Raw genomic sequence first — 14317 nt, 5'->3', positions numbered from 1 at the left:
GGTGCGCCATGCTAGTCAACGATGAACAACAGCAGATCAGCGACGCCGTTCGCCAGTTTGCCCAGGAGCGCCTGCGGCCGTTTGCCGAGCAGTGGGACCGCGAGCACCGTTTCCCACGGGAGGCTATCGAGCAGATGGCCGAGCTGGGCCTGTTCGGCATGCTGGTGCCGGAGCAGTGGGGCGGCAGCGACACCGGCTATGTCGCCTACGCCATGGCCCTGGAGGAAATCGCCGCCGGCGATGGTGCCTGCTCGACCATCATGAGCGTGCACAACTCGGTGGGCTGCGTGCCGATCCTCAAGTTCGGCAGCGAGCAGCAGAAGCAGCAGTTTCTGACGCCGCTGGCCACGGGCGCGATGCTCGGTGCCTTTGCCCTGACCGAGCCCCAGGCGGGCTCCGATGCCAGCAGCCTGAAAACCCGTGCGCGCCTCGAGGGCGATCACTATGTGCTCAACGGCTGCAAGCAGTTCATCACCTCGGGGCAGAATGCCGGCGTGGTGATCGTGTTCGCGGTGACTGACCCGGCAGCCGGCAAGCGCGGCATCAGTGCCTTTATCGTGCCCACCGACTCGCCTGGCTACCAGGTGGCGCGGGTGGAGGACAAGCTCGGCCAGCATGCCTCCGATACCTGCCAGATCGTCTTCGAGAACGTGCGTGTGCCGCTGGCCAATCGCCTGGGCGAGGAGGGCGAGGGGTACCGGATCGCCCTGGCCAACCTGGAAGGCGGGCGCATCGGTATTGCCGCGCAATCGGTGGGCATGGCGCGGGCCGCGTTCGAGGTGGCACGTGACTATGCGCGCGAACGCGAGAGCTTCGGCAAGCCCCTGATCGAACACCAGGCGGTGGCGTTTCGCCTGGCCGACATGGCCACGCGCATCGCCGTGGCCCGGCAGATGGTGCATCATGCCGCCGCCTTGCGTGATGCCGGGCGCCCGGCGCTGGTGGAGGCCTCGATGGCCAAGCTGTTTGCTTCGGAAATGGCCGAAAAGGTCTGTTCCGATGCCTTGCAGACCCTGGGCGGTTATGGCTATCTGAGCGACTTCCCGCTGGAGCGGATCTACCGTGACGTGCGGGTTTGCCAGATCTACGAAGGCACCAGCGACATTCAGCGCATGGTCATTGCGCGCAATCTTTGAAGGGAGCAGCTTGCATGAGTTTCGAAACCATTCTGTTGGACATCCGTGGCAAGGTCGGCCTGATCACCCTCAACCGCCCCCAGGCGCTCAACGCCCTCAACGCGCAGATCGTGCGCGAGCTGAACCAGGCGCTGGACCAGCTCGAAGCCGACCCGAACATCGGCTGCGTGGTGCTGACCGGTTCGGAGAAAGCCTTCGCCGCCGGTGCCGATATCAAGGAAATGGCCGAGCTGAGCTACCCGCAGATCTACATCGACGACCTGTTCAGCGACAGCGACCGCATCGCCAACCGCCGCAAGCCGATCATCGCCGCGGTGTCCGGCTTCGCCCTGGGCGGTGGCTGCGAGCTGGCACTGATGTGCGACTTCATCCTGGCCGCCGACAATGCCAAGTTCGGCCAGCCTGAAATCAACCTGGGCGTATTGCCGGGCATGGGCGGCACCCAGCGCCTGACCCGCGCGGTGGGCAAGGCCAAGGCCATGGAGCTGTGCCTGAGCGGGCGCATGATGGGGGCCGAGGAGGCCGAGCGTGCCGGCGTGGTGGCGCGTATCGTGCCCAAGGAGCAGCTGCTCGAGGAGGCCCTCAAGGTGGCGGCACAGATCGCCAGCAAGTCGGTGCCGGTGGCGATGATGGTCAAGGAGAGCATCAACCGTGCTTTCGAGGTGAGCCTGTCCGAAGGCGTGCGCTTCGAGCGCCGGGTGTTCCATGCCGCGTTTGCCACCGAAGACCAGAAGGAAGGCATGGCGGCGTTCATCGCCAAGCGCGAGGCCCAGTTCAAGGACCGCTGAGCAACATCTACTACCCGCCCGGCAGGGCGTGACGCTGTACTGCGGCTTCTTTACTCACAAGGAAGTCGCATCATGGATGCAGCAGATACGCTTTTCGGGCAGTTGGCCACACACGCTTCGCTGTGCGGCCCCATCGGCCGCCAGATGGTCACCCGGCCCTCGTTGCACGCCGTGGCTGCGCAGGTGTGCGCGCAGCAATGGCAGGTGCGCGGGATCAAGGGCCCGGCGCCATCGGCCTTGACCCTGGTCAGGGGGCGGCCGGGGCAGGGCGCGCGGCTCGATTCGCTGGCCGATGCCCTGATACGGCGCTATTGCGAACGCACCTGCCTCAACCTGGCCAGCGGGCTGGACTACCTCACCCTGCAGCGCGGCGCCGAGTATCCGCAGGCCGCCGATGTCGACCTGCACGCGGTCGAAACCCTGCTCAATGAATGCGGGCCGTTGCTGCTCGATGAATACAAGCGTGTGCTCAGCCGTTACTGGGGCCAGGCCGAGCCGGGCCAGACCGCGCGCTGGGACTGGCTGGCCGATTACCTCAAAAGCCGTTTTTCCAGCGCCTGCGAACTGGCCCGAGGGGCTGGCGTGCTGGACGGGCTGGAGCTGGCCACGGCGACGATGGTCGGCATCTATCCACGGGCGACGCAGCGCGCGCAGTTCGGCAACGGCGCGGATGTACGCGTGTCGCTGCTGTGCCTGGATGCCGAACCCGGTGGCGGGCTGGACCCTGAACTGGCCAGCGCGGTGCTGATCGAGCGCCAGGTGCTCGGCCAGTTGCGCACTGTCGTGGTGCTCTACACCCTGGCGGGTGGGCTGTATCGCTTCGATTCGCGCCAGGCACTGCTGGAGGCATTGGCCAGGGGCTGGGGCGCGCAGGCTTCGGGCACCTTCAAGCTCAACCTGTACCAGACCGAACTGTCGATTTTCCAGGCCCAGGCGCGGTTGTTGTTCGAACAGCAATTGCGCCTGATCGATGCCATCGCCGCAGCACCTCTCGATTCGCAGGTCGACCCGGTGCAGACGCTGGTCGCGCGCCTGGACGAAGCCACCTCGCTGGTGCAGGTATGCGATGTGAGCGAGCGCCAGACCCTGGCCAGCCTGCGCGGGCTGTTGCCGACGTGGTTGCGCGACGCTGACGAGGCGCCGCGCCTGCAGTACACCGAGATGCTGGTGCGCCTGGCGCGGGCGCAGCAGCGCAGTGGCGGGCAGTCGTTCCTGCATGACCTGCCCGGCATGCCGGAGTACGCCTGGGCCCAGTGGCAGGCGGCGGTGCGTGCCGGGCACCCGGGCTTCACCCGTGCCGAGCTGGAGGATGTCGAGCTGGTCAACCGCCAGGTGATTGCCGGCGCCGGCGGCAGTGGGGGGGATTTTGCCCCGGCGGGCAGCATTCGCGAGGTGACGCTGAACCTGGCCCAACTGGCGGTGGGCAACCTGGGGCTGCTCAGGGCAGGCAGCGTCACCTTGCGCAGCCGCAGCGGCGCAGTGCTGCCGACATGGCTGGATCTTGCATTCATCAAGGCCCAGGTCACCCGCCTGGACGTGGGCCAGACCTACCCGGACCTGTTGCAGCACAGCCTGCTGGATGACCCTGTGCAGTCGGCCAGTCGCCAGCAGCTGTTCGTCGATCAGTTGCGCGAACAACTGCCGATGCTGGTGCTGGAGTATTGCCTGCGTCAACGCGAAGGGGTCAGTGCACTGAGTGCCCGGCGGGTCACGGCACTGTGCCGTGGCGAGGAAACCGACGCGGTGCTGCGTCCGTTGGGCCTGTTGCGCGAGGCGGGTGCACACCCCGATGTCGCGCTCAATGCGTACCTGGTCGAGGGTCGCGACCCGCGCCAGGGGCCGTGCCTGCTGTATCGCCCACTGCACCGCGAGCCGCTGCAGGAGTTCAGCTCGCGCCAGGCCCTGTTCGAGCGGTTGTGCGAGCCCGGCGCGCTGCACGACGATCTGCTGGCGCGGCTGCCTGCCAAGGCACAGCCGGTGTACGCGCGTGGCGGGCTGGAGCAGCCGCATACGGTGCGCTTTCTGCCCGGCTCGGACTTCGCTCCCCTTCAGGTGCCGGCCCCGGCGTCGTTCAGCGACGCGCTGATCGACGGCGACCCGCTGGTGCATCTGTACCGTAGCTGCGCCCAGGAACTGGTGGCCCGCGCCCGGGCCGGCTCGCAGTCATCCAGCGAACAGCGCTGGGCGGCCTATGCCGAACTGGGCTGGCTGATGTTCAACACGCTGTTGCCACTGTGCAATGGCCCGGTTGCGGTGGCCGGCTGGCTGGTGCAACTGACGGCGGGCCTGCGCGATACCTTGCAGCAACACCAGAGCGAGGGTGACGGGCAGCTGGCGGGATGGTTGTTCAACCTGGCGCTGACGTTGCTGGCGAGCAGGACCGACACCACCCGGCTCAAGCTCTCAACCCCTGCGCAGAGGGGCGAGTCGCCGCTGGCCCAGGTGCTGGAGCCCGAGTTCGGCCATGCCCTCGCTTCGCCCTCGGGCCAGGCGTTGGACAGCCTGGATTTCAGCTGGGCAGCGGCGGCGGACCGACTGAGCGGCGAACAGCGCGCGCGGCTGGTGCCCCTGCAGCGCGTGCAGGGCCGCGAGGGGCTGGGGGCACCGATCAGCCACGGGCCCTGGCAGGGGTTGTACCTGCATGAGGACCGTCTGTGGGTGGGTGTCAGCGGGCAGGTCTACCCCGTGGTGGAGGAGGATGCCGGCCTGCGAATCCGCGACGCGCAACAGCCTCCCGGGCCCTGGCTGCGGCACGCCGCCGATGGCAGCTGGCAATTCGACCTGGGCTTGCGCTTGCGTGGCGGCATGCCGCTGAATCGGCGCATCCAGCAGTTGCGCCTGGCCAACCAGGCTCGCGTGGAGGTTCTGCAGAAGGAACTGGACGACTACCAGCCGGTGCGCCAGGCCAGCGCCTTGCAGCTCAAGCGCGATCTGGACGAGGTGGTGAAACAGGAGCCGCAGCCCTCGGCCGAGCGATTGCGCCGCTATGTGGATGATCTGCGACGGCACGGGCAGGGGCTGGCCAAGGCGCGGGAAAGCCATGCGCAACTGAACCAGCTTAAAACCCTGGCAAACTTTCGCGCCCAGCAGGGCAACTACCTGTTCGAGGAGTCCAGCATTACCGTGCAGTTGCTGTACGCCTTGCGAAGCCTGTTCATGCATAACAAGGACGGCATAAACAACCTTCGCGGCGGCCAGGGTCAGGACCGTCTGCGCGAACTGGTGCTGGAAGGCACTTCGCCCACCTATCGGCAACTGGTGGTGCTGCTCGAAGGGGCCAAGACCCTGACCGAGCAGATCATCGACTGCTATCAGGCCCTCGATCGCCTGACCGGGCAGCTGCGCCAGATCCTGCCCGGCGGCCCGGCCCAGGCAAGCAGGATCGAGGCGATGCGCGGTGAAGAGCTGTCAGTCCAGGCCTGGCGTTCGTCCCAGATCAACATGCTGGGGGTGTTGGTGCTGCAGGCAGACCGCGGGCACGCCGGAGGCGAGGGTATCTACGAGACGGTGTTGTCTGCCCGATTGGGCTTGCAACTGGAGCTCGAGATGGGCGGGGCGTTCACCGATCAGGAACGGGTGCAGATGCTCGACAGCAGTGTGCGCCACTATGCCAGTGCACTGCAGGGCACCCAGCTGTACAAGGCCTCCAGCGCGGTTTTGCAGGGGGCGGCACAGGTGGAAGAGTACCAGCAGGTGCTGCTGGCCCTGCATGATGCTGCCCAGAAGCGACTGGCCGGGCTGATTCGCGACCTGCCACGCCAACCTTCGGCGCCACCGGCCTCAGGCAGCCGCTCGCGCACGTTGATACGCACCCGCAACCGCGGCGTGGTGGTGGGCCAGCAGCGTCGGCTGGCAGGGGCCGACAGCGACGTGGTGGTGGTGATCGACCCGGTGGAACAGCGCGAGCTGGCCCGCTACGAGGAAACCGCCGAGGCCGGTATCTGGCAGCCGGTGGAGCGCCCCCGCCCAGCACCTGCGCGCGCCACCCAGGCACAGTTGCCGGGCTTGCTGGAGCGCTCCACGCGGTTGCTGAACGACTCGGCGCAGCAGCTCAGGCGCGCCGTCGCCCAGGTCAGGACCGCCATGCTTCCGGTGGAGATGGAAGAAATCCTGACGCACCAGGCGCGCCCGCTTGACGAGCTGGCCCGGCAGATCGAACAGGCATTGACTGCCGGCAACGACACCGACCGGTCTGCTGCCGGCCAGGATGCGGCGCTGCAAGCCAAGGCCCTGCTCGAGCAGGCCAAGCACCTGCGTGATGAAGGGCGGCGTCTGCGTGTGCAGATGACCCTGGCACAGTTGCCGACGGTCAGTCGGGTGGCCTACCTCAAGGCCCAGGGCGAGGTCAGCCTGCACAGGCTCCAGCCGCGCAAGCCCACGCGAAAACGCAAGGGTCATGCCCAGGATTTCCTTCAGGAGTACGAAATCCACGACAAGGCGGGGCAGTTGCTGTGGGTGGCGCACTTTCATTACGCGACCCTGGACGCAGAGCCTGGGCTGTACACCGCGGCGCATCTGAAAACCGCCGCACAGCGGTTCGAGGGGGGGCAGTACCAGTTGCCGGCAGACGCCGACAATGAGCGCGTGATCCAGATCTACCGCAGCCAGATCGACAGCCGCTCGGCCCGGGCGCTGTTCCTGGACCTGTAGCGGCGCCCGCACCTACTACCAAATGACGAGTTGTCCTCTGCCAAAGGGCGATTCGTCAGCCGCCCCGGGCTGCCTAAGATCCGTACACCGCCTGTCGTCATGACAGGCCCGGATCAACAGAGGCCCGAACATGATCTATGCAGCTCCCGGCACCGAAGGCGCCCTTGTCAACTTCAAACCGCGTTACGGCAACTACATCGGCGGCGAGTTCGTTGCCCCGCTGAACGGCCAGTACTTCACCAATAGCTCGCCGGTGAACGCCCAGGTCATCGCCGAATTTCCACGTTCCAGCGCCGAAGACGTCGAGCGCGCCCTGGACGCCGCCCACGCCGCTGCCGATGCCTGGGGCCGTACCAGCGTGCAGGACCGCTCGCGCATCCTGCTCAAGATTGCCGACCGTATCGAGCAGAACCTCGAAGTGCTGGCCATTGCCGAAACCTGGGACAACGGCAAGGCCATTCGCGAAACCCTGAATGCCGACGTGCCGCTGGCGGCCGACCATTTCCGTTACTTCGCCGGTTGCATCCGTGCCCAGGAAGGCAGCGCCGCCGAGATCAACGAAAACACCGCCGCCTACCACTTCCATGAACCGCTGGGCGTGGTCGGGCAGATCATTCCATGGAACTTCCCGCTGCTGATGGCCGCCTGGAAGCTCGCCCCGGCCCTGGCCGCCGGCAACTGCGTGGTGCTCAAGCCGGCTGAACAGACCCCACTGTCGATCACCGTGTTCGCCGAGCTGGTGGGCGACCTGCTGCCGCCGGGCGTGCTCAACATCGTGCAGGGCTTCGGGCGCGAGGCCGGTGAAGCGCTGGCCACCAGCAAGCGCATCGCCAAGATCGCCTTCACCGGTTCCACCCCGGTGGGCTCGCACATCATGAAGTGCGCTGCCGAGAACATCATCCCCAGCACCGTGGAACTGGGCGGCAAGTCGCCGAACATCTTCTTCGAAGACATCATGCAGGCCGAGCCGAGTTTCATCGAGAAAGCCGCCGAAGGTCTGGTGCTGGCGTTCTTCAACCAGGGCGAAGTGTGCACCTGCCCATCGCGTGCGGTGATACAGGAATCGATCTACGAGCCGTTCATGGCCGTGGTGATGAAGAAGATCGCCCAGATCAAGCGTGGCAACCCGCTGGACACCGAAACCATGGTTGGTGCCCAGGCGTCCGAGCAGCAGTACGACAAGATCCTCTCGTACCTGGACATCGCCCGCGAAGAGGGCGCGCAGGTACTGACCGGTGGCGCCAGCGAGCGCCTGGCCGGCGACCTGTCGACCGGCTACTACATCCAGCCGACCCTGCTCAAGGGCCACAACAAGATGCGCGTGTTCCAGGAAGAGATCTTCGGCCCGGTGGTGGGCGTGACCACCTTCAAGGACGAGGCCGAGGCCCTGGCAATCGCCAACGACACCGAGTTCGGCCTGGGCGCCGGGCTGTGGACCCGCGACATCAACCGTGCCTACCGCATGGGCCGTGGCATCAAGGCCGGGCGCGTGTGGACCAACTGCTACCACCTGTACCCGGCGCACGCCGCGTTCGGCGGGTACAAGAAGTCCGGCGTGGGTCGTGAAACCCACAAGATGATGCTCGACCACTACCAGCAGACCAAGAACCTGCTGGTGAGCTACGACATCAATCCGCTGGGCTTCTTCTGACGCCCGATGGCTGTGGGAAAATCTGTTCCAAAGTAGCATTCGACCTGCGCCGGCAACGGTGTATTAATAGACGCACCGCAATCCTGTGGTGCCAGAAGAGGATGGACCTATGTGGAAAAAACCCGCGTTCACTGATCTGCGTATCGGCTTTGAAGTGACCATGTACTTCGCCAGCCGTTGATCCCTCTTGCGCCGGTGCCCCAAGGCACCGGCGCTGCCTTGTGCATCCCCCCTATCGTCTGATTGCAAAACCCTCCTGATGCTTTAGGCTGGCGCTACCTTAAAAGAACAAGAAGGCGTCGCATGAGCCCGAACCTGAGCCAGTTGCGTAAATTCGTCTCTCCGGAAATCATCTTCGGTGCCGGCTGTCGGCACCATGTGGCCAATTACGCCAGGACCTTCGGCGCGCGCAAGGTACTGCTGGTCAGTGACCCTGGCGTGATCGCCGCCGGCTGGGTCGGCGACATCGAGGCCAGCCTGCAGGCGCAGGGCATCGATTACTGCCTGTACAGCGACGTGTCGCCCAACCCGCGGGTCGAAGAGGTCATGGCCGGCGCCGAGCGCTATCGCAGCGAACAGTGCGACGTGATCGTGGCCGTTGGCGGCGGCAGCCCGATGGACTGCGCCAAGGGCATCGGCATCGTGGCGGCCCACGGCCGGCACATCCTGGAGTTCGAAGGGGTCGACACCATCCGAGTGCCGAGCCCGCCGCTGATCCTGATCCCGACCACCGCCGGCACCTCGGCCGACGTGTCGCAGTTCGTGATCATCTCCAACCAGCAGGAACGCATGAAGTTCTCCATCGTCAGCAAGGCGGTGGTACCCGATGTGTCGCTGATCGACCCTGAAACCACCCTGAGCATGGACCCGTTCCTCTCGGCCTGTACCGGCATCGACGCGCTGGTGCATGCCATCGAGGCGTTCGTGTCCACCGGTCATGGGCCGCTGACCGACCCCCATGCCCTGGAGGCAATGCGCCTGATCAACGGCAACCTGGTGCAGATGATCGCCAACCCGCAGGACATCGCCCTGCGCGAGAAGATCATGCTCGGCAGCATGCAGGCCGGGCTGGCCTTCTCCAATGCCATCCTCGGGGCGGTGCACGCCATGTCCCACAGCCTGGGCGGGTTTCTCGACCTGCCCCACGGTCTGTGCAATGCGGTGCTGGTCGAGCATGTGGTGGCCTTCAACTACAGCGCCGCCCCCGATCGCTTCAAGTTGATCGCGCAGACCCTGGGTATCGATTGCCGCGGGCTGAACCACAATCAGGTCCGCCAGCGCCTGGTCGAGCACCTGATCGCGCTCAAGCACGCCGTGGGCTTTCACGAAACCCTGGCCTTGCATGGGGTGGGCAGCAGCGACATTCCGTTCCTGTCGCAGCATGCGATGGACGACCCGTGCATCCTCACCAACCCGCGGACTTCGAGCCAGCGTGACGTCGAGGTGGTGTATGGCGAGGCCCTCTGAGCCTGGCGCGAATGCGCTGGCCGGGCTGCTGGGGCTGAGCAACCACACTGTTCGCAAAAGCCACTACCCGGAACTGGCGGCGCGCCTGGACGAGCTGGAAACCGAGCGCAAGCGCTATTCGTGGCTGTTCGAGCATGCGGTGCACGGTATCTTCCAGGCCAGCCTCGACGATGGCCTGCGCGCCGCCAACCCGGCGCTGGCGCGCATGCTGGGGTATGCCGACCCCCAGGCGGTGCTGTTTTCCCGGCGTGACCTGGCCAGCCACCTGTTCGTGGGCGGCCAGGCCGAGTTGCAGGACATTGCCCAGGTGCTGCAGCGCGAGCAGGCCCTGCTGGGTTACGAAACCCAGCTGCGACGCAAGGACGGCAGCAGCATCGATGTGCTGATGAACCTGTTGCTGCGCCCGGATGAGGAGGGCGTGGTCGAGGGGTTCGTCGCCGACATCACCGAGCGCAAGCTGGCGCAGGAGCGTCTGCAGCAACTCAACGACGAGCTGGAGCAGCGCGTGGCCGAGCGTACCCGCCAGCTGATGGAGGCACGCGATGCGGCCCAGGCGGCCAACCGCAGCAAGGACAAGTACCTGGCCGCCGCCAGCCACGACCTGCTGCAACCGCTCAACGCTGCACGCCTGTTGATTTCGACCCTGCGCGAGCGCCAGTTGCCGCAGGCCGAGCAATTGCTGGTGGAGCGCGCGCACCAGGCGCTGGAAGGTGCCGAAGACCTGTTGAGCGATCTGCTGGATATTTCCCGGCTCGACCAGGCGGCAATCAAGCCTGACCTTGACCTGTACCTGTTGGACGATGTGCTGGCGCCGCTGGCCTCGGAGTTCCAGCCGGTGGCGGCTGCCGAGGGCCTGGGCCTGCGTTTGCGCAGCGGGCGCCAGGTGATCCGCACCGATGTGCGGCTGCTGACGCGGATCCTGCGCAACTTCCTCAGCAACGCCTGCCGCTATACCGAACAGGGGCGCATCCTGCTGGGGGCGCGGCGGCGTGGCGACTGCCTGCGCCTGGAGGTCTGGGATACCGGGCGCGGCATTGCTGCGCAGCGCCTGCAATCGATCTTTCTCGAATTCAACCAGCTCGATGTGGGCCGCGCCGCCGATCGCAAGGGGGTGGGCCTGGGCCTGGCGATCGTCGAGCGCATTGCGCGGATCCTCGATTACCCGGTACGGGTGCGCTCCTGGCCGGGGCGCGGTTCGGTGTTCAGCATCGATGTGCCGCTCTCCACCGAACGTCGTTGCCCGCCGGTGCTGGCGCCAGCACCGCTGCCGAGCGTCGGCGACCCGCTGCCGGGGCGCCGCCTGCTGGTGCTGGACAACGAACTGAGCATCTTGCAGAGCATGGCCGCCCTGCTGGCCCAGTGGGGGTGCGAGGTGCTGACCGCGACCGACCGCGAGACGGCATTTCAGGTGTTGCAGGGGCGCGCGCCGGAACTGGTGCTGGCGGACTTTCACCTGGACCACGGGGTGACCGGCTGCGAAGTGGTGCGCGACCTGCGTGAGCATTTTGCGGTGACCATACCCGCCGTGATGATCACCGCCGATCGCAGCGACCAGAGCCGCCGTGCGATGCAGCGCCTGGGCGCGCCATTGCTCAACAAGCCGGTCAAGCCGGGCAAGCTGCGTGCGGTGCTGAGCCAGCTGCTGGGCGAGGCGGGCGTGCGATAAACAGCGAGACTACCCCCGCGGACGAGTTTTTTTGCTATAAAGGCCGCCCTCAGGGGAGCGTTGACGCTCGTTCGAGGGGCATTTCGGACAAAACCACCTTCATTTGTATTGCCCCTTGCGAAACTCGGCCTTAGACTGCCGCCCCCTGTAAATTGAGTGCCGGATGGTGCTTGAAGAATTGCGCCGCCGGCGAGCTGTTCGCCGGTAGCACCCGATCGCCTAAATGCACGTATTTTTTATAGAGAAATCAATGACAAAGGAAAAGTTGCTGGCCATGCCGGCCGATGACTACATGAACGCTGAGCAGCATGCCTTTTTCACCGAGCTGCTGCAGTCGATGAAAGTGGAGATCCATGAGCGCATCGAGAAAAGTCGTGTAGCCATCGAAAGCCTGGACACCCCTGCTGATCCTGCCGACGCCGCCTCGGTCGAAGAAGAGCGTCACTGGCTGGTCAACACCATCGACCGCGATCAGCGCCTGCTGCCCCAGCTGGAAATTGCCCTGGGCCGCATCAAGGACGACAGCTTCGGCTGGTGTGAAGACAGCGGCGAGCCGATCGGCCTCAAGCGCCTGCTGATCAGCCCCACCACCAAGTACTGCATCGAGGCGCAAGAGCGCCACGAGCAGCTCGACAAGCACCAGCGTCAGGCCTGACGCCCGCTGTCGTACCAGCAAGCCCCGGGTTCACAGCCCGGGGCTTTTGCGTTTCTTTGCCTTGCATCAAGCAGGAGGGTCTTACATCCAACGAAGCATGGATAATGGCCTTGTAGTGGCGTTTAATGGGGACACAATAACGACACTGCGGGAACCATTGTTATGATGCGAGAAGGATCTCTGCCTGGCACGCTGGTGCCGCTGCAAGGTACGTCCACTGGCGCCCGGCGCTGGTCGGGCACGGCGCTGCAAAGCCTGGTGCTGGTGGTGTTGCTCAGTGCCATGGCGTTTGCCGATGTGTCCTTCTACCTGTGTCTGCCATTGGCCTTGCTGGCCCTGTGGCTGCCGTTGATGCGCAAGCGGCCGGCCGAGGTGGTGAGCGAGCAGGACCCGCTGGGCGACCTGACCCGTGACCTGGCCCAGGCCACCAGCCACAACGCGCTGTCTGCCGCTGGCGTTGCCCATGCGGTGCAGCAACTGGCCGACAAGCTGCAATCGCAACTGGTGTCGGCGGCGCAGATCGTCAGCAGTGCCGAAGTCATGATCGGTACCGAGAAAGCCACTTCGCAGCTCAGCCAGCAGGCCCTGGGCGCGGCCCGCGAGGCCCACCACAGCAGTGCTGCCGGCAGAACGGTGCTGGCCGAGTCGATCCAGCGCATGCACCAGCTCAGCGCCCGTGCCAACGACAGCCGCGAACTGATCGAGGCGCTGCACCAGCGCAGCGAAGACATTGCCCGGGTCACCCTGGTGATCCAGACCATCGCCAGCCAGACCAACCTGCTTGCATTGAACGCGGCCATCGAGGCCGCGCGCGCCGGCGAACATGGTCGTGGCTTTGCCGTAGTGGCCGATGAGGTGCGTGGCCTGGCCGGACGTACCGCCAGTGCCACCGAGGAGGTCGGCCTGATGGTGGCCGATATCCAGCAGCGTACCGCCCAGGTGGTGGAGCAGATCCGTGAGTTGTCCGATGACCTGCACCAGGGGGTGGACCAGGTCGAGCACACCGGCGAGCAACTGGACGCCATCGCCGGGCTCGCCGCTGGCGTCGAGCAGCAGATCGATGCGATCGCTGCCGGTACCGAGACCAACCGTACTCAGCTCGACAGCCTGTTCCAGGCCGTGGCGCAGATGCGCAGCGACCTGGTGGTGAGCGATCAGCAGACCCAGCGCCTGGCCCAGGCAGCCGTGCAGATGGAAGGTCAGGCCGAGCGTATCAGCGAGCGACTGGCCGAGGTGGGGCTGGATGACTACCACCAGCGCGTATACGACCTTGCCCGCCAGGGGGCCCAGAAAATCGCCGAACGCTTCGAGGCCGACATTGCCCAGGGGCGCATCAGCGTCGATGCTCTGTTCGATCGCCAGTATCAGCTGCTGCCCGGTACCCGCCCGGCCCGTTACCGCACGCGTTTCGACGACTACACCGACCAGGTACTGCCCGCGATCCAGGAGCCGCTGCTGGCCCAGCATGAAGGCCTGGTGTTCGCCATTGCCTGTACCCAGCAGGGCTATGTGCCGACCCACAACAACGCCTTCAGCCAGCCACTGACCGGTGACGAGGCGACCGATACCGCGCACAACCGCAGCAAGCGCAAGTTCGACGACCGCACCGGTATCCGTTGCGGCAGCCATCAGCAACCGGTGCTGCTGCAGACCTATACCCGTGACACGGGCGAGCTGATGCATGACCTGTCGGTGCCGATCCAGGTACAGGGGCGCCACTGGGGTGGCTTGCGCCTGGGCTATCGACCCCAGCACAGCGTGATTTCCTGAGCCGGATTTGTTGCACTTGATGCAAAACAGCTATGCCGGGGATAGCTTTTTCCCGCAAGGGGCAGGGGTTTATCATCGCCTCATCGTTAGGCTGCTAATTAAATTCCGGAGGGAATCATGCAGTGCAAGGTCGATGTGGCGGTGATGATCGGCAGTGGCGTTCCCATTTCGCTGCGTTCGGTGGGCATGCGCGTGTGCTGGGTGGTGCTGGTCAACGGTGAGCGCAGAGGCACCGCGTTCGCCAGCCGTGACGAGGCACACGCCTGTCGCGCCGCCTGGCTGGCACAGTTCGATGGGCAGGGGCTGGACGCCTGTCAGGCCGGGTAGGCGCGGGGCCTGGCCTCGAGGGTCCTTGCCAGGGCGCAGGCCTCCCCGTGATGTCGGCGAAAGCCTTTCACCCGGCCCGTGGCAGACTCCGTGATATGGAAAAAACCGACGCCAGCCGGCACTACAATGTAGCGCGGCCGGGTTTTGCCGGATGCGCTCCCGATATTTTTTGATACTTCTAGTGTATTGCCCACTCGACGTGTTTCG

At 65.6% G+C, this 14317-nt stretch carries 10 protein-coding genes; all 10 read left to right on the top strand.

What is annotated here, in order from left to right:
- Positions 1-8: 8 nt before the first annotated feature.
- Positions 9-1136, top strand: coding sequence for an acyl-CoA dehydrogenase (locus tag NJH59_RS22645; RefSeq protein ID WP_043860115.1), 1128 nt, complete (start codon positions 9-11; stop codon positions 1134-1136).
- Positions 1137-1150: 14 nt separating this feature from the next.
- Positions 1151-1924 carry an enoyl-CoA hydratase gene (locus NJH59_RS22640; RefSeq protein ID WP_043860114.1) on the top strand — a complete coding sequence of 258 codons (774 nt, stop codon included), beginning with the start codon at positions 1151-1153 and terminating at the stop codon, positions 1922-1924.
- Between the two features lie 72 nt (positions 1925-1996).
- Entirely contained in the window at positions 1997-6574 is a 4578-nt protein-coding gene (locus NJH59_RS22635; protein ID WP_253087340.1) for a hypothetical protein, read from the top strand.
- Positions 6575-6704: 130 nt separating this feature from the next.
- On the top strand, positions 6705-8225 hold the full coding sequence (locus NJH59_RS22630; RefSeq protein WP_043860112.1) for an aldehyde dehydrogenase family protein: 1521 nt from the start codon (positions 6705-6707) through the stop codon (positions 8223-8225).
- 109 nt (positions 8226-8334) lie between these two features.
- Positions 8335-8406 (top strand): pyrroloquinoline quinone precursor peptide PqqA, encoded by a 72-nt coding sequence (gene pqqA, locus NJH59_RS22625; protein WP_020289857.1) that lies wholly within the window; start codon positions 8335-8337, stop codon positions 8404-8406.
- 122 nt (positions 8407-8528) lie between these two features.
- Entirely contained in the window at positions 8529-9692 is a 1164-nt protein-coding gene (gene ercA / locus NJH59_RS22620) for an alcohol dehydrogenase-like regulatory protein ErcA (protein ID WP_043860111.1), read from the top strand.
- On the top strand, positions 9676-11358 hold the full coding sequence (locus NJH59_RS22615) for a NahK/ErcS family hybrid sensor histidine kinase/response regulator (protein ID WP_054915724.1): 1683 nt from the start codon (positions 9676-9678) through the stop codon (positions 11356-11358). Before ercA ends, NJH59_RS22615 begins: the two co-directional genes overlap by 17 nt.
- Positions 11359-11608: 250 nt before the next feature.
- The gene (locus NJH59_RS22610; protein ID WP_043860109.1) at positions 11609-12013 is read left to right on the top strand and encodes a TraR/DksA C4-type zinc finger protein; all 405 of its coding nucleotides are present in this window, start codon (positions 11609-11611) and stop codon (positions 12011-12013) included.
- Positions 12014-12175: 162 nt separating this feature from the next.
- Complete coding sequence (locus NJH59_RS22605; protein WP_043860108.1) at positions 12176-13783, top strand: methyl-accepting chemotaxis protein; 1608 nt, start codon at positions 12176-12178, stop codon at positions 13781-13783.
- Positions 13784-13900: 117 nt separating this feature from the next.
- Positions 13901-14110, top strand: coding sequence for a hypothetical protein (locus NJH59_RS22600; protein WP_054915725.1), 210 nt, complete (start codon positions 13901-13903; stop codon positions 14108-14110).
- The last annotated feature ends 207 nt before the right edge of the window (positions 14111-14317 follow it).

The organism is Pseudomonas sp. VE 267-6A (genome assembly GCF_024126555.1).
GTDB lineage: Bacteria > Pseudomonadota > Gammaproteobacteria > Pseudomonadales > Pseudomonadaceae > Aquipseudomonas > Aquipseudomonas palmensis.
Note: the sequence above shows the minus strand (reverse complement) of the source record. Positions and strands in the feature narration are given on the sequence as shown.